The sequence below is a fragment of the Intrasporangium flavum genome (assembly GCF_001956915.1).
In the GTDB taxonomy this organism is placed as follows: domain Bacteria; phylum Actinomycetota; class Actinomycetes; order Actinomycetales; family Dermatophilaceae; genus Monashia; species Monashia flava.
In genome coordinates, this window is the sequence record NZ_MLJO01000008.1 from 22912 (window position 1) to 46975 (window position 24064).

Below are 24064 nucleotides of genomic sequence, written 5' to 3' on the forward strand. Positions count from 1 at the left end.
TTGAGGCGATGTCCACGCTCCCGGCCGCCGAGGCGGCCTCCCCCGCCGCGGGCCCGACGGTCGTCGTCCGGTCGGTGCCGCTCACCTCGGACACCCCGCTGCTCCGGCACCTGCCCGCCGACGTCCCCCACGACGAGCTCGTCTCGTGGGTGCGACGCGGCGACGGCCTCGTCGGCTGGGGCGTCGCCCTCTCGTTCGAGGCCCGCGGCCCCGGGCGCTTCCGCGACGCCGAGGCCTGGTGGCGCGAGGTGACGCGCCACGCCGTGGTCCGCGACGACGTCGCGCGCCCCGGCTCCGGCCTCGTGTGCTTCGGCTCCTTTCCCTTCGCCGACGACTCCGCCGAGTCGGCCCGCCTCGTCGTGCCCTCGACGATCGTCGGGCGTCGCGACGGCGTCACGTGGCTGACGACGATCTCGACCGGCCCGCAGCTGCCGACCACCGAGGCACCCGAGCCGGCCTCGGAACCCGACCCGCCCACCGGCATCGCCTTCGCCGACGGCGCGGTGTCGCCGGCCGACTACGCGCACTCGGTCGCCGAGGCCGTGCAGCGGATCAGCGCCGGCGAGGTCGACAAGGTCGTCCTCGCCCGCGACCTCGTGGCCACCGCGTCGGCGCCCATCGACCCGCGCTGGATCCTGCGCCGCCTCGCCGACCGCTACGAGAACACGTGGGTGTTCTCGGTGGCCGGCCTCCTCGGCGCGACGCCCGAGCTGCTCGTGCGCCGCGACCAGGGGCTCATCACCTCCCGGGTGCTCGCCGGCACGATCCGCCGCACGGGCGACGACGCCAAGGACCTCGCGCTCGCCGCGTCGCTCGCCCGCTCGAGCAAGGACCTCGAGGAGCACGAGTACGCCGTCCGGTCGGTGGCCGACGCCCTCGCCCCGCACTGCTCGTCGATGAACGTGCCCGAGGCGCCGTTCGTCCTGCACCTGCCCAACGTCATGCACCTGGCCACCGACGTCGCCGCGGTGAGCGCCGACGACGCGTCGTCGCTGACGCTCGCGGCCTCGCTGCACCCGTCCGCGGCCGTCGGCGGCACACCCACGGCCCGCGCCGTCGAACTGATCCGCGAGCTCGAGCACATGGACCGCGGTCGCTACGCCGGCCCGGTCGGCTGGATGGACGCCGACGGCGACGGCGCGTGGGGCATCGCCCTGCGCAGCGGCGCCTACGCGCCCGGCGACGCCTCGCAGCTGACGCTCTACGCCGGCTGCGGGATCGTCGCCGGCTCGGACCCCGAGTCCGAGGTGGCCGAGTCGATCGCCAAGCTCATCCCGATGCGCGACGCCCTCGCGGGCGACTGACCGGACGTGCCGACCGTGGAGGGCCACCGCAGCGCGCCGCAGCTGTCGCTGCGCGTGCTCCAGGAGCTGTGGCGCGCGGGCGTGCGCGACGTCGTGCTCGCGCCCGGCTCGCGCAACGCCCCGCTGGCCCTGGCCCTCGACGCCGCCGACGAGTGCGGCGACCTGCGCCTGCACGTGCGCGTCGACGAGCGGTCGGCGGGCTTCCTCGCCCTCGGGCTCGCGACCGGTTCGCGGCGTCCCGTCGCGGTCGTCACGACGTCGGGTACCGCCGTCGGCAACCTGCTGCCGGCCGTCATGGAGGCCCACCACACGGGGCGCCGGCTCCTCGTCGTCAGCGCCGACCGGCCCGACCGGTTGCGCGGCACCGGCGCCAACCAGACCACCCAGCAGGCCGGGATCTTCGGCGGGTTCGCGCCGTGCCACGACCTCACGGCCGCGACGCCCGACGCCGACCTCGCAGCCGCCGTGGCCGCGTCGTGCGCAGGGCCCGGGCCGGCGCACCTCAACGTCCAGCTCGACGGCGACCTGCTGCCCGCGGGCGCGGAGCGCGACACGTGGTGGGAGCGTCCGACAGCCGCGTCCTCCGACCTCGCCGACGCCGCTGCCGGCTCGCCCGACCTCGCCAACTCCGCCACGGCGCAGTTCCAGCGGCCTGACGCGTCCGAAAGCCGCGCCAACTCCGCCACGGCGCAGTTCCAGCGGCCTGAGGCGGAGCCGGGGCTCGAGCCGTCGGTCCGGCTGCGCGCCGACGGCGAGGTTCTGCCGCTCGGACCGCGCACCCTCGTCGTCGCGGGTGACGACGCCGGGCCCGCCGCACGGTTGCTCGCCGAGTCGGCCGGGTGGCCGATGCTCGCCGAGCCGACGAGCGGTGCCCGCATCGGCCGCCGGGCCCTGCGCTGCGGTCGCCTGCTGCTGACCACCGACCTGCGCCGCGACGTCGAGCGCGTCGTCGTCGTCGGGCACCCGACCCTGTCCCGCCCGGTCACCGCGCTGCTCAGCGACCCCTCGCTCGAGGTCGTGGCCGTGCGCGGGCGCGACGGCGTGGCCACCGACCCCGGACGCGTCGCGCGCGTCGTCGACGCCGTGCCGCGCGTCGAGGGCCCCGACGACGCCGCGTGGTTCGAGGCGTGGAAGTCGGCCGACGACGCGCTCGGCGCGGCCATCGACGCCGGCCTGCGCGGCCCGAATGCAGTGCCGGGTCGCCCTGCGGGACAGGCGATCTCGCCGCTCGAGGTCGCCTCGGTCGTCGCCGCGGCGGTGGCCGCCGACACCTCGCTCGTCGTCGGCTCGTCCAACCCGGTGCGCGACCTCGACGTCATGGGCGTGCCCTGGCCGCCGCTCGAGCACCGGTTCGTCGTCGGCAACCGGGGCCTCGCCGGCATCGACGGGGTCGTCTCGACCGCGGTCGGCGTCGCGCTCGGCCGGCCCCGGGCCTCGCGCACCATCGCCTACCTCGGTGACCTCACCTTCCTCCACGACGCGAACGGGCTGCTGATCGGCCCGGCCGAACCGCGGCCCGACCTCACGTTCGTCGTGCTCAGCGACGACGGCGGCGCGATCTTCGCGACCCTCGAGCAGGGCGACCGCCGCTACGCCAGCGCCTTCGAGCGGGTCTTCGGCACCCCGCACGGCACCGACCTCGGCGCCCTCTGCGCGGCCCACCACGTCGCGCACGAGCGCGTCACCACCCTCGAGCGGCTCTCGGCCGCGCTCGACGAGCGACCCACCGGCATCCGCGTGCTCGAGGTGCCGGTGCCACGGGACGGCCGCCGCGAGGAGGCGCGCTGGCTGCGCGAGCTCGCGCAGAGCGTCCTGCCCCGCCGAGCCTGAGGACCACCACCCCGACCCGTCAGCCCGGGTCGGGCACCGGCCACTGCGAGGGCGTCCCCGGCTCGGAGCGCAGCGCCGCGGCGACGAGGTCGGCGTTGTCGCGCGGGGCGCTCCCGTCCGGCATCACCGAGGTGTCCTCGAGCCCGATGCGCACGTCGTAGCCCGACGCCTGTGCCCACCGCAGCACGGGCCAGGCCCACCGCCCCTCGCCGTGCACGAGCACCGGCGCCGCCGACATGCCGAGCGCGGCGAGGATGCGCTCGGCCGCCCACGCGCCGTCCGACCCGGGCGTGACGCCGGGGATCGTCTCGACGAGGACCCGCTCGACCTGCCAGGGCCAGTTGGTGGAGACGAAAGCCGTGGCCGCGCGGGGCGTCCAGATGCCCGCCTCGACGCCGATGGCCTTCTCGCGCAACGCCTCTGCGATCTCGACCGCGCCGGGCTCGTGCCAGTTGACGCTCGCGCAGTCGGGGCCGCCGAGGTCGGGCGAGGGCCACTCTGACACGTGCGCCAGGGTGCGCCGCTGCGCGTTCAGGATCCCGGCACGCGTCGACACGCAGACCCGCAGCCCGGGCGTGCGGGCGCGGATCGCCGTCACCGCGTCGACGACGTGACGCGTCTCGAGGGTCTCGAGGCCGTCGTCGCCGCGCGGGTGGACGTGCACCATGAAGGCGCCGGCCTCGACCGCGTCGGCCGCCGCCTGCGCGAGCTCGTCAGGAGTCACCGGCACCCGCGGTCGCGCCTGCGGGTGGCGGTCGCCGTTGAGGCAGGCCTTGATCATGCCGCCACCTCGCGGTCGAGCAGGGCGTGGCAGCGACGGAGCCGGTCGACCCACCAGGCGCGGCGGTCCTCGGAGGTGGCAAGGGCTGCGAGCGCCGCGGCGTCGGGGGCGGGCCGCGTGGCGTCGAGCAGCCCGGCGCGCGGCCGGAGCGGGTCGGCCGCGACGTCACGCTCGAAGAGGCTGACCGTGCCGAGCCCGCAGGCGTGGTCGAGCGCCGGGAGGGCGCGCGCGAGCGCGACACCGGCGGCGATGCCGACGCTCGTGTCGAGCGCCGAGCTGACGACGGCCGGCAGGCCGCACGCGTCGACGACCTCGAGCGCACGGGCCACGCCACCGAGCGGCGCCACCTTGACGACGACGACGTCGGCCGCCTCGAGCCGGGCCACCCGCAGCGGGTCCTCGGCCTTGCGGATCGACTCGTCCGCTGCCACTGGCACGTCGATCCCCCTGCGCGCCAATGCAACCCGCAGGCGGGCGAGGTCCTCGACCGATGCGCACGGCTGCTCGGCGTACTCGAGGTCGTAGGGCGCCAGGCGTGTCAGGGCCTCGACCGCGGTGTCGAGGTCCCACGCGCCGTTGGCGTCGACGCGCACCCGCGCCGCGGTACCCATCACCTCGCGGACCGCAGCCACGCGGGCCACGTCGTCGTCGAGGGCCTGGCCCTTCTCGGCGACCTTGACCTTGGCCGTCGTGCACCCGTCGAACCGGGCGAGCACGTCGGCGACCCGCTCGGGCCCGACGGCCGGCACCGTCGCGTTGACCGGGACCGACTCGCGCCGCGGGGCGGGCCAGGAGCCGTACGCCGCCTCGATCCCGGCCGTCAGCCAGCGGGAGGACTCGGCGTCGTCGTACTCGGTGAAGGGCGCGAACTCGCCCCAGCCCGAGGGCCCCTCGAAGACGACTGCTTCCCGCACGTCGACGCCGCGGAAGCGCACCCGCATCGGCAGCGCGACGACGTGCGCGGCGTCGAGGATGGCGTCGACCGGCGGGAGGGGCGTCATGTCCCCATCATCGCCGACCGGCTTCGGGGCCGTCAGCGCCGTGGGAAGGCCTCGTGCCGGTCGTGCGTCGGGTCGGGCTGCGCGGGCCCGCGGTCCGTGGTCGGGTCGACGTGCCCCGACGCGGTCGGAGCCGCGGTGCCGACCTCGCGCCGGTGGCCCCGGTCGCCCCGGTGGTCGCGGTGACGCTGGTGCCCGCACGCCTCCCAGCGGTGGCGGCCGTGGCCGAGCACGAACACGAGCCCGACGAGCCACCAGAGCCCGTGCCCTGCTGCGCCGAGCGACACGGCGATGAGGGCGATGCCGGCGGCGATGAGCCAACGCGGTGCGAACACGACTGCCTCCCTCTGGACCGGTCCCGGCGGGCGCCGCGACCTGACACCTCGACGGTAGGTCGCGCACGCGTCGGGCCGCTCCGCGCTCTGTCAGGTCCTCCCCCTGACAGGTGTCACGGGTCAGCGGCCGAGGCGCACGTCGCTCGGGTTGTCGACGGCCGTGGCGATCCGCTCGCGGTGCAGCAGCCGCATCTCCGGCAGCTCGTCGAGGGCGAACCAGCCGGCGTCGGTCGACTCGTCGTCGCCCGGCCGCGGGTCGCCGGACACCCAACGGCAGCGGAACGTGTGGTCGAGGTACTGGGCCAGGTCGCCGTTGACGTGCGTCACCAGGCCCGAGGCCGACACCCACACGAGCCGCTCGACCTCGGCGACGACGCAGGCCTCCTCGAGCACCTCGCGGACCGCGGTGACGTGCGGGTCCTCCCCCGGGTCGACGATGCCGGTCACCGGCGTCCACTCCCCGTTGTCGGACCGGCGCACGAGCAGCACCTCCTGCACGCCCCCGCCGGGGGCGTCGCGCAGCACGACGGCGGTGACGCCGGGCATCCACATCAGCTCGGTCCCGATCATCGTGCGGAGGTGGGCCACGTACGGGGGGATCGGCATGGGACCGACCCTAGCCACCCCGTTACAGTCGCCCCGTGAGCAGCGCGAGCCCCGAGAGCGTGTCCGAGACCTTCGACCCCGCCGAGTGGGAGGTCGTGCCGGGGTTCGACCTCACCGACGTCACCTACCACCGGCGCCGGCACGTCGAGGGGCGACCGCGGCCCGAGTCCGGCGTCGTGCGCGTCGCGTTCGACCGTCCCGAGGTGCTCAACGCCTTCCGGCCGCACACCGTCGACGAGCTCTACCGGGCCCTCGACCACGCCCGGATGTCCCCCGACGTCGGCGTCGTCCTGCTCACCGGCAACGGCCCGAGCCCCAAGGACGGCAAGTGGGCCTTCTGCTCCGGCGGCGACCAGCGCATCCGCGGCCGCTCCGGCTACCAGTACGCCGAGGGCGACACCGCCGACACCGTCGACGAGGCGCGCGTCAAGGCCCAGGGCGGCCGCCTCCACATCCTCGAGGTCCAGCGCCTCATCCGCACCATGCCCAAGGTCGTCATCGCCGTCGTGAACGGCTGGGCGGCCGGGGGCGGTCACTCGCTGCACGTCGTCTGCGACCTCACCATCGCCAGCCGCGAGCACGCCCAGTTCAAGCAGACCGACGCCGACGTGGGCAGCTTCGACGCCGGGTACGGCAGCGCCTACCTGGCCAAGATGGTCGGCCAGAAGTTCGCCCGCGAGATCTTCTTCCTCGGCCGCACGTACTCGGCCGAGGACATGCACCGGATGGGCGCGGTCAACATCGTCGCCGACCACGCCGACCTCGAGGCCGAGGCGCTGCAGGTCGCGAGCGAGATCATGGGCAAGAGCCCGCAGGCCCAGCGGATGCTGAAGTTCGCCTTCAACCTCACCGACGACGGGCTCATGGGCCAGCAGGTCTTCGCCGGTGAGGCGACCCGCCTGGCGTACATGACCGACGAGGCCGTCGAGGGCCGCGACCAGTTCCTCGAGAAGCGCGACCCCGACTGGACCCCGTTCCCCTGGTACTTCTGACCCGCCGGGTCACATCCGGGCGAGCAGGGCGACGGTCGCCGCGACGATCTGCCGCTGGGCCGTCTCGTGGTCGACGGTCGGCGTGCCGTCGCCCGGCTGGGTGCCGTAGTCGCCGAACGATGAGTGCACCGCGCCGTCGACGACGGTGAAGGCCGTCGAGGCCGGCAGCAGGGCGCGGCTCGCGGCGACGTCGTCCGGCGTCGTGAACCCGTCGCGGCTGCCGCTGACCGACGCCACGGCGAGGTCGGCACGGTCGGCGAGCGAGCCCACCGGGTAGGACGCCCAGAGCACGAGGCCGTTGACACGTGCGGGGTCGGACGCGGCGTAGTCGGCCGCCGCCACGCCGCCGAGGCTGTGGCCGCCGACCGCCCAGCGGGTCACCTCGGGGTGGCGCGCCATGACGTTCCCGGGGGCGCCCGTCGCGAGCAGCGCGATCTCGAAGGGCTGCTTGACCACGACGACGAGGTAGCCCGCCCGGCTGACCTCGGTGAGGATCGGCACGTAGGCCCGCGGGTCGACGCGAGCGCCGGGCTGGAAGACGAGGGCACGCGTGGGGGTCTGGTCGCGCGGGGACAGCACGATGCCGGACGGAACGTCGACGACCCGCACGTCGGGCTCCCCGGCCATCGCCGAGGCGGCCGCGGCCGTGGCCGGGAACGGCTGGAGCCAGACGAGCCCGCCGAGCACCACGGCGCTGACGAGGACCCCGGCCAGCCGGCCGAGGACGATCCCCCACCGACGCCGGTGCGTCGGGTGGTCGTCGTCGTGACCCCGCGCGAGCACGAGCAGGACGACGCCGACCAGACCTGCGACCGCGAGGGCGACGAGGTGGGCCGGGTGGCCGGCCAGCAGGGTGCCGCGGGCGAGGAGGAAGAGCACGAGCGGCACGACGAGCCAGGTCAGGCCCAGGACGACCGCGAGCCGCGGGACGCGACGGCGTCGGCGGCTCGGGGGCGCGTTCGGCCCGGAGCCGTTCCCCTCCCCGGACCCCGTGACCACGGCACGAGGGTAACGACGTGAAGGGCCCGGTGGCGTCCCGACACATCGCGGTCCGCGGAGTGGGACGCGCCCGGCCGCCCGTCGGGCAGGGCAGGATGAAGGGGTGGAGCGCAACGGCGACCGGACCGTCGGCGGCGTCCCGGACGCCGGGGGCCGGCCGCGTCGCGCCGCGAAGGGCCAGGGAACCCGCGGCGGTGGTGCTGCCGGGGGTGCTGCCGGGCAGGGCGCTGGGCAGGCCTCGGGGCCCGGCGTCGGTCGTCGAATCGGGCGAGGCATCGGCCGAGCGGCCGGCGGCACCGCCCGGATCACGGCCAGGGGCGGCCGGTTCGCGGCGGCCAAGGCGCACGCCTACACGCACTCCGGCGGGGCGGGCGAGTCGGGCCTCGCCCGGCTGACCGAGCTGCACGCGAGCCACACCGCCGGCGACACGATCATGACTCTCGCGCTCGCCGGGACGCTCTTCCTCAACCCGGCCACCGCCCAGGCCCGCAGCCAGGTGGCGATGTTCCTCCTCGTCACGATGGTGCCGTTCGCGCTCGTCGCGCCGCTCGTCGGGCCGCTGCTCGACCGGTTCCGTCACGGGCGGCGGTGGGCCATCGGCACGACGACGGCGCTGCGGGCCTTCCTGTGCTGGGTGCTCGCCGACGCGGTGACCTCCGGCAGCGTGTGGCTCTTCCCGGCCGCGCTCGGCTGCCTCGTGGCGTCGCGCGCCTACACGATCACCCGCGCGGCGGCCGTGCCGCGCCTGCTGCCCGCGGGCACGACTCTCGTGCGGGCGAACTCGCGGGTGTCGATGGCCGGCGTGGCGGGTGCGCTGCTCGGCGGCGCCCTCGGCGGTCTCGCGATGCTCGCCGGGCCCACGTGGGCGCTGCGGGTCGCGTTCGCGGTGTTCGTGTTCGGCACCGTCCAGGCCATCCGGCTGCCCGCCCGCGTCGACTCCGCCGCGGGCGAGGCCGACCCCGAGGACACCGTGCCGATCCCCACGGGCCGGCCCGGCTCCGGCAGAACCGACGCGTCGGGCGTCCTGACCGTGGACTCGTCCGGTCCGCTCGGGCGCTTCCGTCGGCGCAAGCGCTCCATCCCGTGGCCCGTGCTGCACGCGATGTGGACGACCGGGGGCACGCGGGTCCTCACCGGGTTCCTCATCCTGTTCATGGCCTTCCTCACCAAGGAGCACCCGGTCGGCGACGTGCCCGGCCCGGTCGTCCTCGGCGTCCTCGCGGCGGCCATCGGCATCGGCAACGTGCTCGGCACCGTCCTCGGCGACCGGGTGCACGACGAGCGCCCGGAGCGCGTCGCGATGGTCTCGGTGCTCGTCGCGACGGTCTGCTGCGTGCTCACCGGCATCTGGTACGGCGTCTGGACGCTCGCGCTGCTCGGCCTCGCGCAGGGGCTCTCGGCCCAGCTGGCGAAGCTGTGCTTCGACGCCCTCGTCCAGCGTGACGTCCCCGAGCACGTCCGCACGTCGGTGTTCGGCTGGTCCGAGACGATGCTGCAGATGCTGTGGGTGCTGGGCGGCGCGCTCGGCATCGTCCTGCCGCTCGACCCGCACGTCGGGTTCCCGGTCTGCGCGGCCGCCGTCGCCTGGACCGTCGTCGTCGCGGCCCGGCAGAAGCGGGTGGCGGCCCGCTACGCCCCCGCACCGCAGAGGCCCCGCCCCCGTCGCGCCTGACGCGTCCTGTGGATGACGCCCACGCGCGTCGTCGCTGCTCTCCTACGGTCGCGACATGGCCTACGCGATCGACACGGACGGCACCCGCCGCGCGGGCTCGACCATCCTCGACGCCGGTACGGCAGCGACCGACTGCACCGTCGCCGCGCGCAGGGCGGGAGACCACGCGCTGGCCGCCCTCGGCGCGGCTCCTCCGGCCGGGCTCTCGCGCAGTCTCACGAACTTCGTCGACACCCACGTGGCCGCGCTCGACGGCCTGGCCGTGGCCTTCGAGGCGCTGGGTGCCGCAGTCGGGGCCACGGCAACGTCCGCCGAGCAGGCCGAACAGCGTGCCACCGCCGCGATGGCCGCTGCGTCGTCCACGCCGACCACTCCGGCCTCATGAGCTCCTGGCCCTCCGACGGGGACGGCTCGATCGTCCCTCCGCGTGGCGATCCCCACGCGCTGCGGGCGGCTGCCGGGAGCCTGAGGGCCGTCGCGGCCACATCCGACCGGCTGGGTGGCCTCGCGACCGACGCGACCGACGAGCTCGCGCTCGTCTGGGAGGGCGTGGACGCCGGGCGCGCCATCCGCGAGGCGCTGGTCGTGACGGCCCGAGCCCGAGCCCTCGCGCCCGGCCTCGCCGCAGCCGCCGGCGCCCTGCGAACCCATGCGACGTCCCTCGAGCACGCGCAGGGCGTGGTGGCGTCCCTGGCACGCCGCGCGGACTCCGCACGCGCTGAGCACGCCCGAGCCGTGGCGATCGCCGGAGCGGCCCCGGACCCCTCAGCCGGACGGACGCTCGAGGACCGAGCGCGGCTTCGCCTGGACGAGCAGCTGCGCGGCATCCGGCGTGAGCACGGAGCCGCCCTCGACGAGCTCGCGGCCTCAGCCAACAGCTGCGCCCGAGCCCTCGACGCCGTGACGCGCTCGGTCCCGAGCGCCGGGTCCGGATGCGCGCCGGGCGCCCGAGCTGCGATGCTGCACGGCCTGCCGTTCGTCCACGAGCGGGTGGTTGCGGCGCAGCGACCCCGGTTCGGGTTCACGACCGTTCGCGACGAGCGATGGTGGGAGACGGCCGGCGGCGCCGTGGCAGCGACCGCCACGGACGCTTACAACGACGCCGTGGTGCCGGTCGTCAACGGCTCGGCGAGTGTCCTGCAGGCCATGGCGCAGAACCCGGGCGACGTCGTCGAGATGGCGGCCGGGGCGGCGATGACGGTCGTCGGCGCAGGTGGTGAAGTCGCAGGCTTCGGGCTCGACGTGACGGGCGTCGGAGCGGTGGCCGGCGTGCCCATCAACGTGGCTGCCGCCGGCCTCGTGACCGCCGGAGCCGTCACCGCGACGCACGGAGCCACGCAGCTGGGCGCGCACGCCACCGAGAACGGGGTGACGCTGCTGCAGGAGGCGAGCGGTCCGGCCCCGCCGCGGGGCAACCCCGGCGACCCGTTGCCGGACTCCCTGCGCCCGGACACGGCCGGCCCCACGTGGAAGGGACGCGTCGCCGACAACGGCAAGGGTGAAGTCTGGCAGGACCCGTCGAAGATGAATGCTCCGAAGGGTCAGCCCGACGACGCGAGCTCGATACGCATCATGGATCCCGACGATCTCAACCCCGACGGCTACGTGCGGTTCTACAACGACCACGGCCAAGTTCTGAAGCTCGATGGCAAGCCCGGGCCCAGACAGGAACCCGAGACGCACATACCGATTCGTCCCGACGGGACCTACGACGTGCCGAGAGGATGGGCCCCATGATTCCGAGCCTCAGTGACAAGGTGCTGGAGATTGCCAAGTTGGACTTCGCGCTCATGCTGTGGACCGAAGACAACTGGCAGATCACCTTGGCCGGCGACGCTGTCATCCGGCGTCCCGACCATGTAGCCGAACATGTCGACACCACGGCGCAGGAGGATCAACCGCCCGAGAGCGTTCGGGCACTGATCGGGCGGAAGATCACAGGGCTCTCGGTCTCGGATCGAGGGGACCTCACGCTCTCGCTCGACGACTTCGTGATCGAGTGCCCCGTCGGTGTGGACTACGAATCCTGGCAGCTCAACGGGCCGAGGGGCGAGATCATCGTGTGCGGGCCGGGCGGCAGGCTCACCGAGTGGGGCCCCCGGCGCGACTGATACTTGAGACCTCCACGGGTCATCGCCCTCCCGAAAGGATGGAGCCCATGATCCCGAAGCTCGACGGCGAGATCATCGCCAAGGCCGAGCTCGCTTTCATGCTCCGCTTCTGGACCGAGAGCGACTGGCAGGTCAATCTGGAAGGCGCCGTCACCCTCATACCTGACGATGGTCCAGCAACGGTGCTCCACGACGACGTCATGGCGGCGGCGCTGCCCGACGACCTCCGCTGGCTCTTCGGTGCTCGCATCACGAAGGTCGAGGTCGCTGTGGCCGGTGATCTCATCGTGGGATTCGCGGACAGGCACCTGAAGTGTGCGGCCGACCCGGACTACGAGTCGTGGCAGCTGTACGGGCCGCGGGGCGAGATCATCGTGTGCGGGCCGGGTGGGCGGCTCACCGAGTGGGGACCGCGGCGCGACTGAGGCTCGTTCCCTCGCGCAGGCTCCCACAGCGGGAGCAGCACGCGAGGGAACGCGTGGCACCCGAGCGGGCTGCCCTCCCGAGGCAGGACCCGGGCCGGCCGACAGGCAGAATGGCAGCCATGTCCGCGCCGAGGCCGCTGCCGATCCCCGCGGGTCCGCAGGTGCTCGACGTCCTGCCGGACCTCGAGGCGGCCCTCGCCGGACGCTCGCCCGTGCTCCCCTATGCCGCTGGTGAGCCCGAGCCCACGGTGCCCGACCACGACCCCGCGACCCTGCCGGAGGGCCTCGCGGTCGCCGTCGGCACGTCCGGCTCGACCGGCCGGCCCAAGCGCGCCCTCCTGACCGCCGAGTCCCTCGACCGCTCCGCCTGGGCCACCCACCGCGCCCTCGGCGGCAGCGGGGCCTGGCTGCTCGCGATGCCCGCCCACCACATCGCCGGCCTGCAGGTGCTGCTGCGCTCACTGGCCGCCGGCACGACGCCGACGGTCCTCGACCTGCGCGGCGGCTTCACCGTCGAGGCCTTCGCCGAGGCCACCGCCCGCGTCGCGACGACCCCCGCAGCGCGTCAGCGCTACACGGCCCTCGTGCCGACACAGCTCGGCCGGCTCCTCGACGACCCGGCCGGCGTCGCCGCCCTGCGCCGCTTCGACGGCGTGCTCGTCGGCGGCGCCGCGACGCCGGCCGCCATGGTCAAGCGCGCTCGCTCGCTCGACGTCGCCCTCAGCCTCACCTACGGCATGAGCGAGACCGCGGGAGGCTGCGTCTACGACGGCCTGCCGCTGCCGATCAGCCGGGTCCACGTCGACAACGACCGCCACGTCGTGCTCGGCGGCGACACCGTGGCCCACGGCTACCTCGGCGAGCCGGCCCTCACGGCCGATGCCTTCACCACCGACCCCGACGGCGTCCGCTGGTTTCGGACCGACGACCTCGGCCACTTCGACGACGACGGCCTCCTCGTCGTCGACGGCCGCGCCGACGACGTCATCAACACCGGCGGCCTCAAGATCAACCCGGGCGTCGTGGAGGACGCCGTGAGCCGGCACGTCGAGGACGTCGCCGACGTCGTCGTGCTCGGCGTCCCCGACGCCACGTGGGGCGAGTCCGTCTGCGCCGCCGTGACGCTCGTCGACCCGAGCCGACGCGTCACCACGCCCCAGGTGCGCGAGCGGCTGCGCGGCATCCTGCCCGACGCCGCCCTGCCGCACCGCGTGCTCGTGCTCCCCGCCATCCCCCTGCGCGGCCCGGGCAAGCCCGACCGTGCCGCGATCCGGGCGGCCCTACGCGCCACCACGACCGAGCCCGCCACCGAGCCCGCCACCGAGCCCGCGACCGAGTCGGCGACCGACGCGTCCTGACGCGGTGGCAAGATGGAGGGGTCCCCGCCCCTCTCGTCGCCCGGAGGTCGTCGTGCTGCGCGTCGCGCTCATCGCCCTCGTGGTCTTCGCGACGATCTACGCGCTCGTCGACTGCCTCATGACCGATCGCCGCCTCATCCGGGTCATGCCCAAGCCGGTGTGGCTGATCGCGGTGCTCGTGCCGGTCCTCGGACCGCTCGTCTGGCTCGTGGCGGGGCGCACGGACGCCCGCGGGGGACCCTCCGCTCGTGGGCCGCGTCGACCGGGGCCGCGGCGTCCGTCCGGGCCCTCGGGCCCCAAGGGCCCTGACGACGACCCCGACTTCCTCCGCAAGCTGTAGAAGGACCGCCTGACCCCATGGCCACCCTGTCCCATTGGATCGAGGGCGCCCGCCCTCGCACCCTGCCCGCCGCCGTCTCCCCGATCCTCGTCGGGACGGGCGCCGCCTACCAGACCGGTCACGTCGTCTGGGCCTATGCGGTGCTCGCCCTCGTCGTCGCCCTCGCGCTTCAGGTCGGCGTCAACTTCGCCAACGACTACTCCGACGGCATCCGCGGCACCGACGAGGTGCGCGTCGGGCCGGTCCGCCTCGTCGGGCAGCGGCTCGCCCAGCCGTCCTCGGTGAAGTTCGCGGCGTTCGCCTCGTTCGGGTTCGCGGCCGTCGTCGGCCTGGCCCTCGTCGCCCTGTCGGGGCTGTGGGTCATGATCCCCGTCGGCGCCGCGGCCGTGCTCGCCGCCTGGTACTACACCGGCGGGAAGCGCCCCTACGGCTACCTCGGCCTCGGCGAGGTGTTCGTCTTCGTCTTCTTCGGGCTCGTCGCCACCGTCGGGACCATGGCGACCATGACGCCGCCCACCGCCGCGTGCTGGTGGGGCGCGGTGGGCGTCGGAGCCCTCGCCTCGGCGATCCTCGTGGCCAACAACCTGCGCGACATCCCCACCGACCGCGAGCACGGCAAGCGGACGCTCGCGGTGCGGATGGGCGAGCGCGGCACTCGCGCCTTCTACGTCGGCCTCGTCGCCGTCGCGTTCGTCGTGGCCGGCATCGTGTCGTTCACCTCGCCGTGGGCCCTGCTCGCCCTCCTCGCGGCGCCGCTCGTCGTGCGGCCGATGCAGGCCGTGCTCGGCGGGGCGACGGGGCCGGGCCTCATCCCGGCCCTCGCGGGCACCGGGCGGTTCCAGCTCGCGTGGTCGGTGCTGCTCGCCGTCGGGCTCGCCCTCGGCCGCGCCTGAGGCCGCCCGTCCGCCGCTGCTGACCCAGCCCGTGCGCCGCGGCCGAGCAGCCCCTCCCTCTTCCCGGGTTCGCCGGACAGGCGCCGCCCCCGGTGCCACCGTGGAGGCATGTCGGAGGACGCCGACGTCGTCGTCATCGGGGCCGGCCAGGCAGGGCTCGCCACGAGCCACGAGCTCGAGCAGCGTGGGGTGGAGCACGTCGTGCTCGAGGCCGAGACACCCGGGTCCTCGTGGCGCCACCGGTGGGACAGCTTCACCCTCGTGGGCCAGAACCACACCGTCCGCCTCCCCGGCGCGCCCTACCGCGGCGAGGACCCGTACGGCTTCATGGGCCGCGACGAGATCGCGGGGCACCTCGAGTCGTGGGCAGGTCGGCTCCGCGCCCCGGTCCGCGGCGGGTGCGCCGTGCGGCGCCTGCAGCCCCGCGCCGGCGGCGGCTTCACCCTCGACACCGACTCCGGGACGCTCGTCAGCCGGGTCGTCGTCGTCTCGACCGGCGCCTACCAGCGACCGCACCGGCCCGCGGCGTGCGCCGGCCTCCCCGCGTCGCTGCCGGTCATCGACCTGACCGGCTACGCCAACCCCGGCTCGCTCCCCGACGGCCCGGTGCTCGTCGTCGGCAGCGGCCAGAGCGCCTGCCAGGTGGCCGAGGAGCTCGCGCTCTCCGGACGCGAGGTCGTCATGGCGTGCGGTCGGGCGCCCTGGTTCCCGCGCCGGGCCGGCGGTCGCGACGTCTTCGAGTGGCTCCTCGACACGCCCTTCTTCGACCAGCGGGTCGAGGAGCTGCCGACGCCCGCGGCCCGGCTGGGGGCGAACCCCCAGGTCAGCGGGGCCGGGGGCGGCCACGACCTGCACTACCGGACGCTCGCCGCCCTCGGCGTCCGGCTCGGTGGCCACCTGCTCGGGGCGCAGGACGGCGACGTGCGCCTCGCCCCCGACCTCGACGCCTCGGTCGCCTTCGGGGACGGCGTCTACCGCACCCTGCGCGACCTCGTCTTCGCGGTGTGCGCGCGCCAGGGCCTCGAGCGCCCCGACCTGCCCGAACCGGCACCGCTCACCGGCGCGCCCGTCGAGTCGGTGCCGGTCGGCCGGCTCGGATCGGTCCTCGTCGCGGCCGGGTTCCGGCCCGACTACACCTCGTGGATCCGGGTGCCCGGGCTCGTCGACGACCTCGGCTTCCCGGTGCACACCGACGGCGAGAGCACCGCAGCGCCCGACCTGCACTTCGTCGGCGTCCACTTCCTGCGCCGGCGCAGCTCGGCGCTGCTCTTCGGCGTCGGTGCGGACGCCGCCTGCACGGCCGACCGCGTCGCCGCGCGTCTCGGCGTCGCCTGAGCGACCGCCTGGGCGAACCCGGGCGAACCCACGCGAACCCGCGCGGCTCGTCAGCGGTCGCGGGTGTCCCCGCGCTCGGCCGGCCCGACACCGTCGACCTCGGCGTCCTCGGCCGCCTCGTCGCTGGAGGGCGCGGGAGCCGACGCCGCCGCCTCCTGCTTGGCCTGGGCGCGCGCCTCGTGGCGCTCGACGAGGTTCGCGGTGATCTCGTCGCGCATGCCGCGCAGCAGGACGTAGGACGCCGCCGCCGAGGACAGCGCGGCCGCCCCGATGAGCAGCACCGGGTTGTCGCGGATCCCGATGAGCCAGAAGAGCAGGAGGAAACCGAAGAAGATGAGCAGGCGCAGCAAGCCGTACCGGACCATGTCAGACCCTCACATGCCCGAGTAGTTGTGCATGCCGACGAACGTCGACACGAGGTTGACCAGGGTGAAGTTGATGATGACGCAGACGTAGCCGCCGAGCGCGATGTACATCGAGCGCCGGTGGTCGACACCGGCCGTGGCCCGACCGTGCATGTACGCGGCGTAGACGACCCAGATGACGAACGTCCACACCTCCTTGGGGTCCCACTGCCAGTAGGCGCCCCACGCCTGCTTGGCCCAGATGGCCCCGGCGATGAGGGTGAAGGTCCACAGGATGAAGCCGACCATGTTGATGCTGTAGGCCGCCCGCTCGAGGGCCGCCGACGACGGCAGCGACTCGATGAAGGTGGGCTTGACCGGCTTGTCCTCGCGGCGGCGGCGCACGAGGTAGAGCACGCCGATGGCGGCCGCGATGGTGAAGAAGGCGACGGCGATGAAGGCCACGGACACGTGGATGCCGAGCCAGTACGACTTGAGCGCCGGCATGAGCTCGCCGGCCTCGGTGTAGAGCACGGTGAGCGAGAGGCCGAGGACGAGCAGGATCGGGGTGACGATGAAGACGCCGAGCCACTCCCACCGCTTGCGGCGCGCGAGGAGCGAGTAGACGACGCCGACGGCCGCGGCCGCCGCCGTGGCGAACTCGAACATGTTGCCCCACGGCGGGCGCGACACGGCGAGACCGCGCATCAGCACCGACCCGGCGAGCAGCGCCGAGGCCAGGTAGGTGAGCATCAGCGCGATGCTGCCGCGCTGGCGGCTCTTGAGACTCTCCTCGTAGCCGGCGCCGGCCGCGTACGGCGACACCGGGCGGCTCCGGTCGTCCGCGCCGGCGCCCGTGGTCGTGCTCGAGGTCGCGCCGACGAGCACCTGCTCGCGGTCGGCCACCCGCGACTCGGCGACCTTCGGCGCGCGCGCCGCGAGGTGCCACGTGAAGGCGAGCATGGCCAGCGTGTAGACGATCATCGACGCGTAGAGCGCGGCGTTCGCGTTGCCTGCGAGGTTCACGAGCGGTCGTTCCGTTCTGCCAGTCGGTCGTGCACGGCCGCGACGATCGCGGCGAGCCCGGGGTCGGAGTCCTTGGAGAGGCCACCGATGGTGACCACGGTAGCCGGTGCCCCTACGGCCGCCCCAGCCTCGGGGTCCGGCCCACCTGCCCCACCCGGCCCGCCCGGGCCCGATCCGGCCGCCTCGGCGGCGGGGCGGACGCGGACGAAGACGCGTCGGCGCTTGATGGTGAGGCCGAGGATGAGCCCGCCCGTGGCGAGCAGCGCGCTGACGAGGCTGACCGGGGCGCCGGGGTCGGTGCGCACCGAGAGGCCGGCGAAACGCTTGACCGAGTCGAAGCTGATCGAGCCGCGCCCGCCGGGCAGCTGCTTGGTCTCGCCGAGCTTGAGCCGGACGAGCTCGGGCGTGCCGTCGCTTCCGGTCACCTGCTTCATCTCGTCGGTGTTGAGCGTGTACACCGACTGCGGCCGGTTGCCGGGGAAGAGGTCGCCCTCCCACACCGACAGCGCGAGCTCCGGGTTCTGGGCGTCGGGGAACAGCGACACCGGCCCGTTCTTGAACGTCGGCTCGGCGGTCGGCAGGAAGAAGCCGGTGAACCCGAGCTGTTTCGGGGAGGCCGAGGGCACCTTGACGACGCCGACCGAGCGGTAGTTGGGGTCCTGCGGCAGGAACGGGGTGGCCTCCCGGTAGAGGACGGTGCCCTTGGCGTCGCGGACCGTGATGACCGGGGTGTAGCCGTTGCCGAGCAGGAAGATGTCGGCGCCGTCGACGCTGGCCGGGTGGTTGACGCTGATCGACTCGTCGGCGGCGGGTGCCCCGGGCTCGGGCGAGAGCGTCGCCTCGGCGGTGAAGTCGCGGGGCTTGCCGAAGTCCTTGCCGGGCGCCTCCTCGAACGCGACGTGCAGCTTGGTCAGCGACAGGACGAACGGCGGCAGCGACTCGTCGCTGACCCACGGCCCCGGCGACCACGTGTTGAAGGTGCCGGCGGAGGCGGCGAGCTTCTCGCCCTCGGGCAGGATGACGTCGCCGCGCCAGCCGAAGAGGTGCCCGACGGCCATCCCGACGATGATGCCGGTGAGCGCGAGGTGGAAGAGCAGGTTGCCGGTCTCGCGCAGGTAGCCCGACTCGGCGCTGACGGACGACGCGTCGTGCGAGTGGACGCGGAACCGCTTGGCGCGCAGCACCTCCCGCGCGACCTGCAGCGCCTCCTCGGAGCTCAGCGTCGTCGTCAGCTCGGCGCTCTCGTCGAGGCGGCGCAGGCGCGCGGGCGCCTTCGGCGGCCGGGCGCGCAGGGCGGCGACGTGCACCTTGGTGCGCGGGACGATGCACCCGACGAGGGAGACGAAGAGGAGCAGGTAGATCGCCGAGAACCACGGCGAGGAGTAGACGTCGAAGAACCCGAACCGGTCGAGCCACGGCGACGACGTCGGGTTCTGGGCGATGTAGTCGGCGACGCGTCCGGCGTCGATGTTGCGCTGCGGGAAGATCGAGCCGGGCACGGCCGCGATGGCGAGCAGCAGGAGCAGGAAGAGCGCGGTGCGCATGCTCGTCAGCTGCCGCCAGCCCCAGCGCAGCAGGCCGACGGGGCCGAGCTCGGGCAGCACCGGCTCGCGGTCGCGGCGCTCCTGGCGCTCCTGCGCCTTGAGGGCCTTCGCGGCCTTCTTCGTCGGGGTACCGGTCGTCATCAGAGGGCCACCTGGAACGTCGCGACGAAGTGGGTCTGGACCCAGAGGATGACGTCCTCCCACAGGCCGCTGACCATGAGGACGCCGACGGCGAGCAGCAGGCCACCCCCGACGAGCTGGATGGGGCGACGGTGCCGGCGCAGCCAGGCGTTGGCCCGACCCGCCCGCTCCCACAGGGCCGCCATGAGCAGGAACGGGACCCCGAGGCCGAGGCAGTAGAAGACCGCGAGGAGCACGCCGCGGCCGACGGTGCCGGACTCGGCCGACAGCGGCGCCGCCATGGCGAGGATCGCCCCGAGCGTCGGGCCCATGCACGGGGCCCAGCCGAGGCCGAACACCGCGCCGAGCAGCGGCGCACCGGCCAGGCCCGCCCGGGGGCGCCAGCCCAGCTGCGCCGAGAACCGGTCGCCGAGGCCGAGGAACATCAGGGCCGCGACGATGACGAGCACGCCGCCGACGCGCAGCAGCAGCGCCTGGTGCTCGCGCAGCGCCACCCCGAGGCCCGACAGGGTCGCGGCCCCGAGGAGGAAGACGACGGAGAAGCCGAGGACGAACAGGAGCGCGCCGAGCACGAGGCGACCGCGCGAGCGCTCCCCCAGCGACACCTCGGACAGCCCGGTGACGTACCCGAGGAAGCCGGGCACGAGCGGCAGGACGCACGGGGAGGCGAAGGAGACGAACCCCGCGGCGAGCGCGACCACCGCCGCGACGAGCAGCGAGCCGGTGGTGAGGTCGGGGGTCACGGGCGGTCTCAGCCCTGCTCGGCGAGGACGTCGTCGACGAGTCCCAGCAGGGTCGAGGTGGTGACGGGGCCGGAGACACGCGCGGCGATCCGGCCCTCGCCGTCGAGCACGAGGGTGGTCGGGGTGGCCGACGCCTTGCCTTGCAGGGCGAGGAGCGGCACCCCGCCGTCGTAGGCGAGCGAGGGGTAGGTGACGCCCTTGGCCTTCTGGAAGGCGAGGCCGGTCTCCGGGCCCTCGAGCTTGTCCATGCCGATGAAGACGACGTCCTTGCGGTCGGCCTGGACCTTCTCCCACGCCTTCTGCAGCGCCGGCGTCTCCTCGATGCACGGCGGGCACCACGAGCCCCAGACGTTGACGACGACGACCGCGCCGTCCTTGTCCTTGAGCGACCACTGCTCGCCCTCGAGCGTCGTGCCGAGCAGCTCCACGGGCTCGCCGCGCTGGGCGGGCGTCAGCTGCTCGATCGAGCCGTCGCCGGCGACGTAGCCCTTGCGGTCTCCCGAGCGAGCTTGGGACTCCACGGAGTTCGGGTCGGAGGTGCAGGCCGCGGTGACGAGGGCGAGCCCGCCGGCCATGGCCACGGCACCCCAGCGCAGGACGGTGCGTCGGTCGAGGTCGGACATCAGGCGCCCACGCTCCTGCTGGCGCCGGCGAGCAGCGCGGAGGCCGGCTCGGAGTAGGTGATCGAGGCGAGCTCGTCGCCGACGTAGGTCAGCGACGTCAGCGAGGCCAGGGTGCAGACGCGCTTGCGGGGGTCGTGCCACAGGCGCCGGCCCTCGAGCTTGTTGCGGACGGTCCAGACCGGCAGCTGGTGCGAGACGACGACGGCCTCGTGGCCGCGGGCCGCCTCGCGCGCGGCGTCGACGGCCTCGAGCATCCGGGCGGCGATGACCTCGTACGGCTCGCCCCACGACGGCTTGGTCGGGTTGGCGAGGACGTGCCAGTGCCGCGGGTGCAGCAGGTCCTTCTTGCTCGTGCGACCGCCCTCGAAGTGGTTGGCCGACTCGATGAGGCGGGCGTCGGTGGCGATGTCGAGGCCGTGACTGCGCGCGATCGGGGCCGCGGTCTCCTGGGCGCGCTCGAGCGGGGAGGCGACGACGTAGGTGACGTCGTTGGTCGCCAGGTGGGCGGCGACGACGTCGGCCATCTCGCGGCCGAGGTCGCTGAGGTGGTAGCCCTCGAGCCGCCCGTAGAGCACGCCGTCGGGGTTGTGGACCTCGCCGTGGCGCATGAGGTGCACGACGGTCGTGTCGGCGGTGGTGTCGGCGGGCTCCCCGCTGCCTCCGGCCGTGCTCTGCGTCATGTGCCCCAGTGTCTCAAACGGTCCGCCAACGGCCGAATCCGCGGTCGGCCCCCCGGTTGCGCGAGGCGTCGGCAGGCGGTAGGTGAGATGCCCGGCGCCGCCCGGCGCGTCGGCCCTACACTCCCCGCGTGTCCCTCTCGGTCTGGTTCGCCCTCTGCGCGGCGGGCGTGCTCATCTCCCTGACGCCGGGCGCCGGCGCGGTCAACACCATGGCCAACTCGATCGGCTCGGGCTGGGCCCGCGCCATCTGGGGCATCCTCGGCCAGCAGGCGGCCCTGTTCGTGCACATCGCCGTCGTCGCCGCGGGCGTGGGCGTCGTCGTCGCCGGGTCGCCGGTGCTCTTCAGCATCGTGCGCTACGCCGGCGCCGCGTACCTGGTGTACCTCGGCGTCCGCCAGCTCCGCGCCCGGGGCGGGGCGCAGGACGAGGGCGAGGTCGCGCGCGAGTCGGGCTGGTCGATGTTCCGGCGCGGCCTGCTCGTCAACCTCACCAACCCCAAGGCGGTCGTGTTCTTCCTCGCCTTCACCCCGCAGTTCGTCGACCCCACTCGGCCGCTCCTGCCGCAGTACGCGGTGCTCGCGGCGACCGTCGTCGTCATCGACGTCGTCGTCATGTGGTTCGTCTTCGCGCTCGCCGCGCGCGGGCTGCGCCGGCTCACGGCCCGCGAGTCGGGGCGTCGCACGCTCGGACGCGTCTTCGGCAGCCTCTTCGTCGGCGCCGGCGTCCTGCTCGCCACCGTCCACTGACCGACGGGGCACCACGCGACCCACGCGGAGAATGTGCCCACTCGACCGGTTGAGGCCACACCCACCGTCGAGGGGCACTTTCCCACGCGGAGAAAGCGCCCACTCGACCGGTTGAGGCCACACCCCACGGCCGAGTGGGCACTTTGTCACGGCGGTCGGAGCCTCAGACGAGCTCGGGCACGTCGAGGTGGGCCAGGGCCAGCTCGAACTCGGCCACCTCGGTGATCCGCATGCCGGTCTCCTGCGCGAGGTCGGCGCGCAGGCCCATCGCGGCGTCGCGGGCCCGGCCCATCGCCTCGGTCGAGTCGTAGGACGCCGTCACGCAGCAGCGACCGGACGCCCGGTCCACGAGCATGCTCGCGCTGCAGAACCCGTCGAGCATCTCGACCCTGGGCATGATCGAGCTCTTGAACATGTCGACGGCCCGGTCGATCGTGGCCGGGTCGCCCTCGGTCCACGTGACGCGGGTGCACGCGCCCTCGGCGGACCGGTGGTCCCGGTGCAGGTAGGCGACCTCCCACTCGTTGACGGAGGTCTCGCCGCCGAACATGCTCGCCGCGGCCTCGCGCAGCGGCATGACGGCGTCGGCCGTGCCACGCATCGCGGCCTCGTCGCGCCACGCGGTGGTGACGATGCACCGGCCGCTCTCACGGTCGGCGATGAGGGAGAGCCCGACGCAGCCGTCCATCGCTCTGACCTGCGGCATCACCGTGTCCTTGACGTGCGCGATGCCCGCCTCCACCATGCCCGCTTGGCCCGTGACCGTCGTGGAACGTGCGTACACGGCCCACCTCCCTTGCCTCGAGGCCGCGCCCCGACGGCGCCGCCGTCGCCGTCCAGCGTCCTCCCCCCGCCAGGCGCCGGACAAGGTCCCGGGACCCGCCCGGGTCAGTGCGGGTCAGTCCGGCGTCGCGGCCGCGCGGGCCGCCGCGGGCAGGGCCGCGAGCACGTGCCCGACCGCCTCGTCGTCGTGGGCCGCCGAGACGAACCACGACTCGAAGGCGCTAGGCGGCAGGTGGACGCCCTGGGCCAGCATCGCGTGGAAGAACCGGCGGAACGCGTCGGTGTCCTGCGCCTTGGCGTCGTCGTAGCTGCTCACCGCGCCGTCGCGGAAGAAGACCGAGAACATCGACCCGGCCCACTGCACGGTGTGCGGCACCGACGCCGCGGACAGCTCGGCGCCGACGGCGTCGGCGATGGTGCGGGCCACGACGCCGAGCCGCTCGTACACGGCCGGCGTGCAGCCGCGCAGGGTCGCTAGGCCCGCGGCCGATGCGACGGGGTTACCCGACAGCGTGCCGGCCTGGTAGACGGGGCCCTGCGGCGCGAGCAGCGCCATGACGTCGGCGCGCCCGCCGAAGGCCGCGGTGGGGAACCCGCCGCCCATGACCTTGCCGAACGTGTAGAGGTCGGCCGGACCCGACGGGTGCTCCTCGCAGCCGAAGTAGCCCGACGCCGAGGCCCGGAAGCCGGTCATGACCTCGTCGGACACGAGCAGGGCGCCGTGGGCCGTGGTGACGCGGCGCAGCGCCTCGGTGAAGCCGGGGGCCGGCGGGACGACGCCCATGTTGCCGGGGGCGGCCTCGGTGATGACCGCGGCGATCTCCTCGCCGCGCTCGGCGAACGCCGCCTCGAGGGCCGCGACGTCGTTGTAGGGCAGCACGATCGTCTCGCCGGCGCTCGAGCGGGGCACGCCGGCGGAGTCGGGCAGCGCGAACGTCGCGACGCCCGAGCCGGCCGAGGCGAGCAGGGCGTCGACGTGGCCGTGGTAGCAGCCGGCGAACTTCACGACGACGTCGCGGCCGGTGAAGCCGCGGGCCAGGCGGATGGCCGACATCGTCGCCTCGGTGCCGGAGTTGACGAGGCGGACCTGCTCGACGGGCTCCATACGCGCGACGATCTCCTCGGCGAGGAGCACCTCGTTCTCCGAGGGCGTGCCGAACGAGAAGCCTTGCGCCGCAGCCTCGTTGACGGCACGCAGCACGTCCGGGTGCGCGTGGCCGAGGATCATCGGTCCCCACGAGCAGATGAGGTCGACGTACTTCTTGCCGTCCGCGTCGGTGAGCCACGCGCCCTGTCCGCTGCGCATGAAGCGGGGCGTGCCACCGACGGCGCGGAAGGCGCGCACCGGCGAGTTGACGCCGCCGGGGATGACGCGTCCGGCCCGCTCGAGGAGGGCCGCCGAGGCGGGGGCGTCGGTCGTGTCGGGGGCGGTCGTGGGCTGCGTGCTCATTCGCC

Annotated in this window: 26 protein-coding genes; 13 read left to right on the forward strand and 13 right to left on the reverse strand. The window is 74.4% G+C overall.

Translation table 11 applies throughout. The features are described 5' to 3' along the window. The first annotated feature begins 8 nt into the window (after positions 1 to 8). Positions 9 to 1304, forward strand: coding sequence for an isochorismate synthase (locus tag BIV28_RS06690; protein WP_076260417.1), 1296 nt, complete (start codon positions 9 to 11; stop codon positions 1302 to 1304). Positions 1305 to 1310: 6 nt separating this feature from the next. Further along, positions 1311 to 3134, forward strand: a complete 1824-nt coding sequence (menD, locus tag BIV28_RS06695; RefSeq protein ID WP_341350198.1) for a 2-succinyl-5-enolpyruvyl-6-hydroxy-3-cyclohexene-1-carboxylic-acid synthase — start codon at positions 1311 to 1313, stop codon at positions 3132 to 3134. A gap of 19 nt (positions 3135 to 3153) precedes the next feature. Here menD and BIV28_RS06700 read toward each other — a convergent pair whose 3' ends face one another. From BIV28_RS06700 to BIV28_RS06715, 4 genes are all read right to left on the reverse strand, one after another. Beyond that, complete coding sequence (locus BIV28_RS06700) at positions 3154 to 3915, reverse strand: 3-keto-5-aminohexanoate cleavage protein (RefSeq protein WP_076260419.1); 762 nt, start codon at positions 3913 to 3915, stop codon at positions 3154 to 3156. Next, on the reverse strand, positions 3912 to 4916 hold the full coding sequence (locus BIV28_RS06705; protein ID WP_076260421.1) for an o-succinylbenzoate synthase: 1005 nt from the start codon (positions 4914 to 4916) through the stop codon (positions 3912 to 3914). Before BIV28_RS06705 ends, BIV28_RS06700 begins: the two co-directional genes overlap by 4 nt. Before the next feature lie 32 nt (positions 4917 to 4948). After that, complete coding sequence (locus tag BIV28_RS06710; RefSeq protein WP_076260423.1) at positions 4949 to 5248, reverse strand: hypothetical protein; 300 nt, start codon at positions 5246 to 5248, stop codon at positions 4949 to 4951. Between the two features lie 120 nt (positions 5249 to 5368). After that, positions 5369 to 5854, reverse strand: a complete 486-nt coding sequence (locus BIV28_RS06715) for an NUDIX hydrolase (RefSeq protein WP_076260424.1) — start codon at positions 5852 to 5854, stop codon at positions 5369 to 5371. A 35-nt stretch (positions 5855 to 5889) separates the two neighbouring features. On the opposite strand from BIV28_RS06715, the gene BIV28_RS06720 reads away from it, so the two are divergent. Next, positions 5890 to 6846: a 1,4-dihydroxy-2-naphthoyl-CoA synthase gene (locus BIV28_RS06720; protein ID WP_076260426.1), complete on the forward strand. Its 957-nt coding sequence runs from the start codon at positions 5890 to 5892 to the stop codon at positions 6844 to 6846. 9 nt (positions 6847 to 6855) lie between these two features. On the opposite strand, the gene BIV28_RS19675 is transcribed toward BIV28_RS06720, so the two are convergent. Continuing rightward, positions 6856 to 7845: an alpha/beta hydrolase gene (locus BIV28_RS19675; RefSeq protein WP_207555821.1), complete on the reverse strand. Its 990-nt coding sequence runs from the start codon at positions 7843 to 7845 to the stop codon at positions 6856 to 6858. A 103-nt stretch (positions 7846 to 7948) separates the two neighbouring features. Here BIV28_RS19675 and BIV28_RS06730 point away from each other — a divergent pair, with 103 nt between their 5' ends. The 9 genes from BIV28_RS06730 to BIV28_RS06770 all read left to right on the forward strand — a co-directional run bounded on the left by BIV28_RS06730 (position 7949) and on the right by BIV28_RS06770 (position 15979). Next, on the forward strand, positions 7949 to 9517 hold the full coding sequence (locus tag BIV28_RS06730) for an MFS transporter (RefSeq protein WP_242652807.1): 1569 nt from the start codon (positions 7949 to 7951) through the stop codon (positions 9515 to 9517). A 55-nt stretch (positions 9518 to 9572) separates the two neighbouring features. Beyond that, the gene (locus BIV28_RS06735) at positions 9573 to 9902 is read left to right on the forward strand and encodes a hypothetical protein (protein ID WP_076260428.1); all 330 of its coding nucleotides are present in this window, start codon (positions 9573 to 9575) and stop codon (positions 9900 to 9902) included. After that, positions 9899 to 11254, forward strand: coding sequence for a hypothetical protein (locus BIV28_RS06740; RefSeq protein WP_076260429.1), 1356 nt, complete (start codon positions 9899 to 9901; stop codon positions 11252 to 11254). Before BIV28_RS06735 ends, BIV28_RS06740 begins: the two co-directional genes overlap by 4 nt. Beyond that, a complete protein-coding gene (locus BIV28_RS06745; RefSeq protein WP_207555822.1) occupies positions 11251 to 11628 on the forward strand; it encodes a DUF6188 family protein in 378 nt (125 codons plus the stop codon). The genes BIV28_RS06740 and BIV28_RS06745 overlap by 4 nt, the downstream gene beginning before the upstream one ends. 47 nt (positions 11629 to 11675) lie before the next feature. Beyond that, on the forward strand, positions 11676 to 12053 hold the full coding sequence (locus BIV28_RS06750) for a DUF6188 family protein (protein ID WP_076260432.1): 378 nt from the start codon (positions 11676 to 11678) through the stop codon (positions 12051 to 12053). 119 nt (positions 12054 to 12172) lie between these two features. After that, positions 12173 to 13411 (forward strand): o-succinylbenzoate--CoA ligase, encoded by a 1239-nt coding sequence (gene menE, locus BIV28_RS06755; RefSeq protein ID WP_083707111.1) that lies wholly within the window; start codon positions 12173 to 12175, stop codon positions 13409 to 13411. 4 nt (positions 13412 to 13415) lie between these two features. Next, positions 13416 to 13751 carry a PLD nuclease N-terminal domain-containing protein gene (locus BIV28_RS06760; protein WP_242652809.1) on the forward strand — a complete coding sequence of 112 codons (336 nt, stop codon included), beginning with the start codon at positions 13416 to 13418 and terminating at the stop codon, positions 13749 to 13751. A gap of 17 nt (positions 13752 to 13768) precedes the next feature. Continuing rightward, positions 13769 to 14644, forward strand: a complete 876-nt coding sequence (locus tag BIV28_RS06765) for a 1,4-dihydroxy-2-naphthoate polyprenyltransferase (RefSeq protein ID WP_076260436.1) — start codon at positions 13769 to 13771, stop codon at positions 14642 to 14644. A 108-nt stretch (positions 14645 to 14752) separates the two neighbouring features. After that, positions 14753 to 15979 carry a flavin-containing monooxygenase gene (locus tag BIV28_RS06770; RefSeq protein ID WP_076260438.1) on the forward strand — a complete coding sequence of 409 codons (1227 nt, stop codon included), beginning with the start codon at positions 14753 to 14755 and terminating at the stop codon, positions 15977 to 15979. A gap of 50 nt (positions 15980 to 16029) precedes the next feature. Here BIV28_RS06770 and BIV28_RS06775 read toward each other — a convergent pair whose 3' ends face one another. The 6 genes from BIV28_RS06775 to BIV28_RS06800 are packed head-to-tail and all read right to left on the reverse strand — an operon-like array spanning position 16030 to position 21080. Beyond that, positions 16030 to 16344 carry a DUF4229 domain-containing protein gene (locus tag BIV28_RS06775; protein ID WP_076260439.1) on the reverse strand — a complete coding sequence of 105 codons (315 nt, stop codon included), beginning with the start codon at positions 16342 to 16344 and terminating at the stop codon, positions 16030 to 16032. A 9-nt stretch (positions 16345 to 16353) separates the two neighbouring features. Beyond that, positions 16354 to 17349, reverse strand: coding sequence for a c-type cytochrome biogenesis protein CcsB (gene ccsB / locus BIV28_RS06780; protein ID WP_076260441.1), 996 nt, complete (start codon positions 17347 to 17349; stop codon positions 16354 to 16356). After that, complete coding sequence (resB, locus tag BIV28_RS06785; RefSeq protein ID WP_076260443.1) at positions 17346 to 19034, reverse strand: cytochrome c biogenesis protein ResB; 1689 nt, start codon at positions 19032 to 19034, stop codon at positions 17346 to 17348. Before resB ends, ccsB begins: the two co-directional genes overlap by 4 nt. Then, positions 19034 to 19777, reverse strand: coding sequence for a cytochrome c biogenesis CcdA family protein (locus tag BIV28_RS06790; RefSeq protein ID WP_076260445.1), 744 nt, complete (start codon positions 19775 to 19777; stop codon positions 19034 to 19036). The genes resB and BIV28_RS06790 overlap by 1 nt, the downstream gene beginning before the upstream one ends. Before the next feature lie 8 nt (positions 19778 to 19785). Further along, positions 19786 to 20400 carry a TlpA family protein disulfide reductase gene (locus tag BIV28_RS06795; protein ID WP_076260447.1) on the reverse strand — a complete coding sequence of 205 codons (615 nt, stop codon included), beginning with the start codon at positions 20398 to 20400 and terminating at the stop codon, positions 19786 to 19788. Further along, positions 20400 to 21080 carry a histidine phosphatase family protein gene (locus BIV28_RS06800; RefSeq protein ID WP_076260449.1) on the reverse strand — a complete coding sequence of 227 codons (681 nt, stop codon included), beginning with the start codon at positions 21078 to 21080 and terminating at the stop codon, positions 20400 to 20402. The genes BIV28_RS06795 and BIV28_RS06800 overlap by 1 nt, the downstream gene beginning before the upstream one ends. Before the next feature lie 128 nt (positions 21081 to 21208). Here BIV28_RS06800 and BIV28_RS06805 point away from each other — a divergent pair, with 128 nt between their 5' ends. Continuing rightward, entirely contained in the window at positions 21209 to 21826 is a 618-nt protein-coding gene (locus BIV28_RS06805; protein ID WP_076260450.1) for a LysE family transporter, read from the forward strand. 163 nt (positions 21827 to 21989) lie between these two features. Here BIV28_RS06805 and BIV28_RS06810 read toward each other — a convergent pair whose 3' ends face one another. After that, entirely contained in the window at positions 21990 to 22610 is a 621-nt protein-coding gene (locus BIV28_RS06810) for an antibiotic biosynthesis monooxygenase (protein ID WP_076260452.1), read from the reverse strand. A gap of 114 nt (positions 22611 to 22724) precedes the next feature. Continuing rightward, positions 22725 to 24059 carry a glutamate-1-semialdehyde 2,1-aminomutase gene (gene hemL, locus BIV28_RS06815; protein WP_076260454.1) on the reverse strand — a complete coding sequence of 445 codons (1335 nt, stop codon included), beginning with the start codon at positions 24057 to 24059 and terminating at the stop codon, positions 22725 to 22727. Positions 24060 to 24064: the final 5 nt, after the last annotated feature.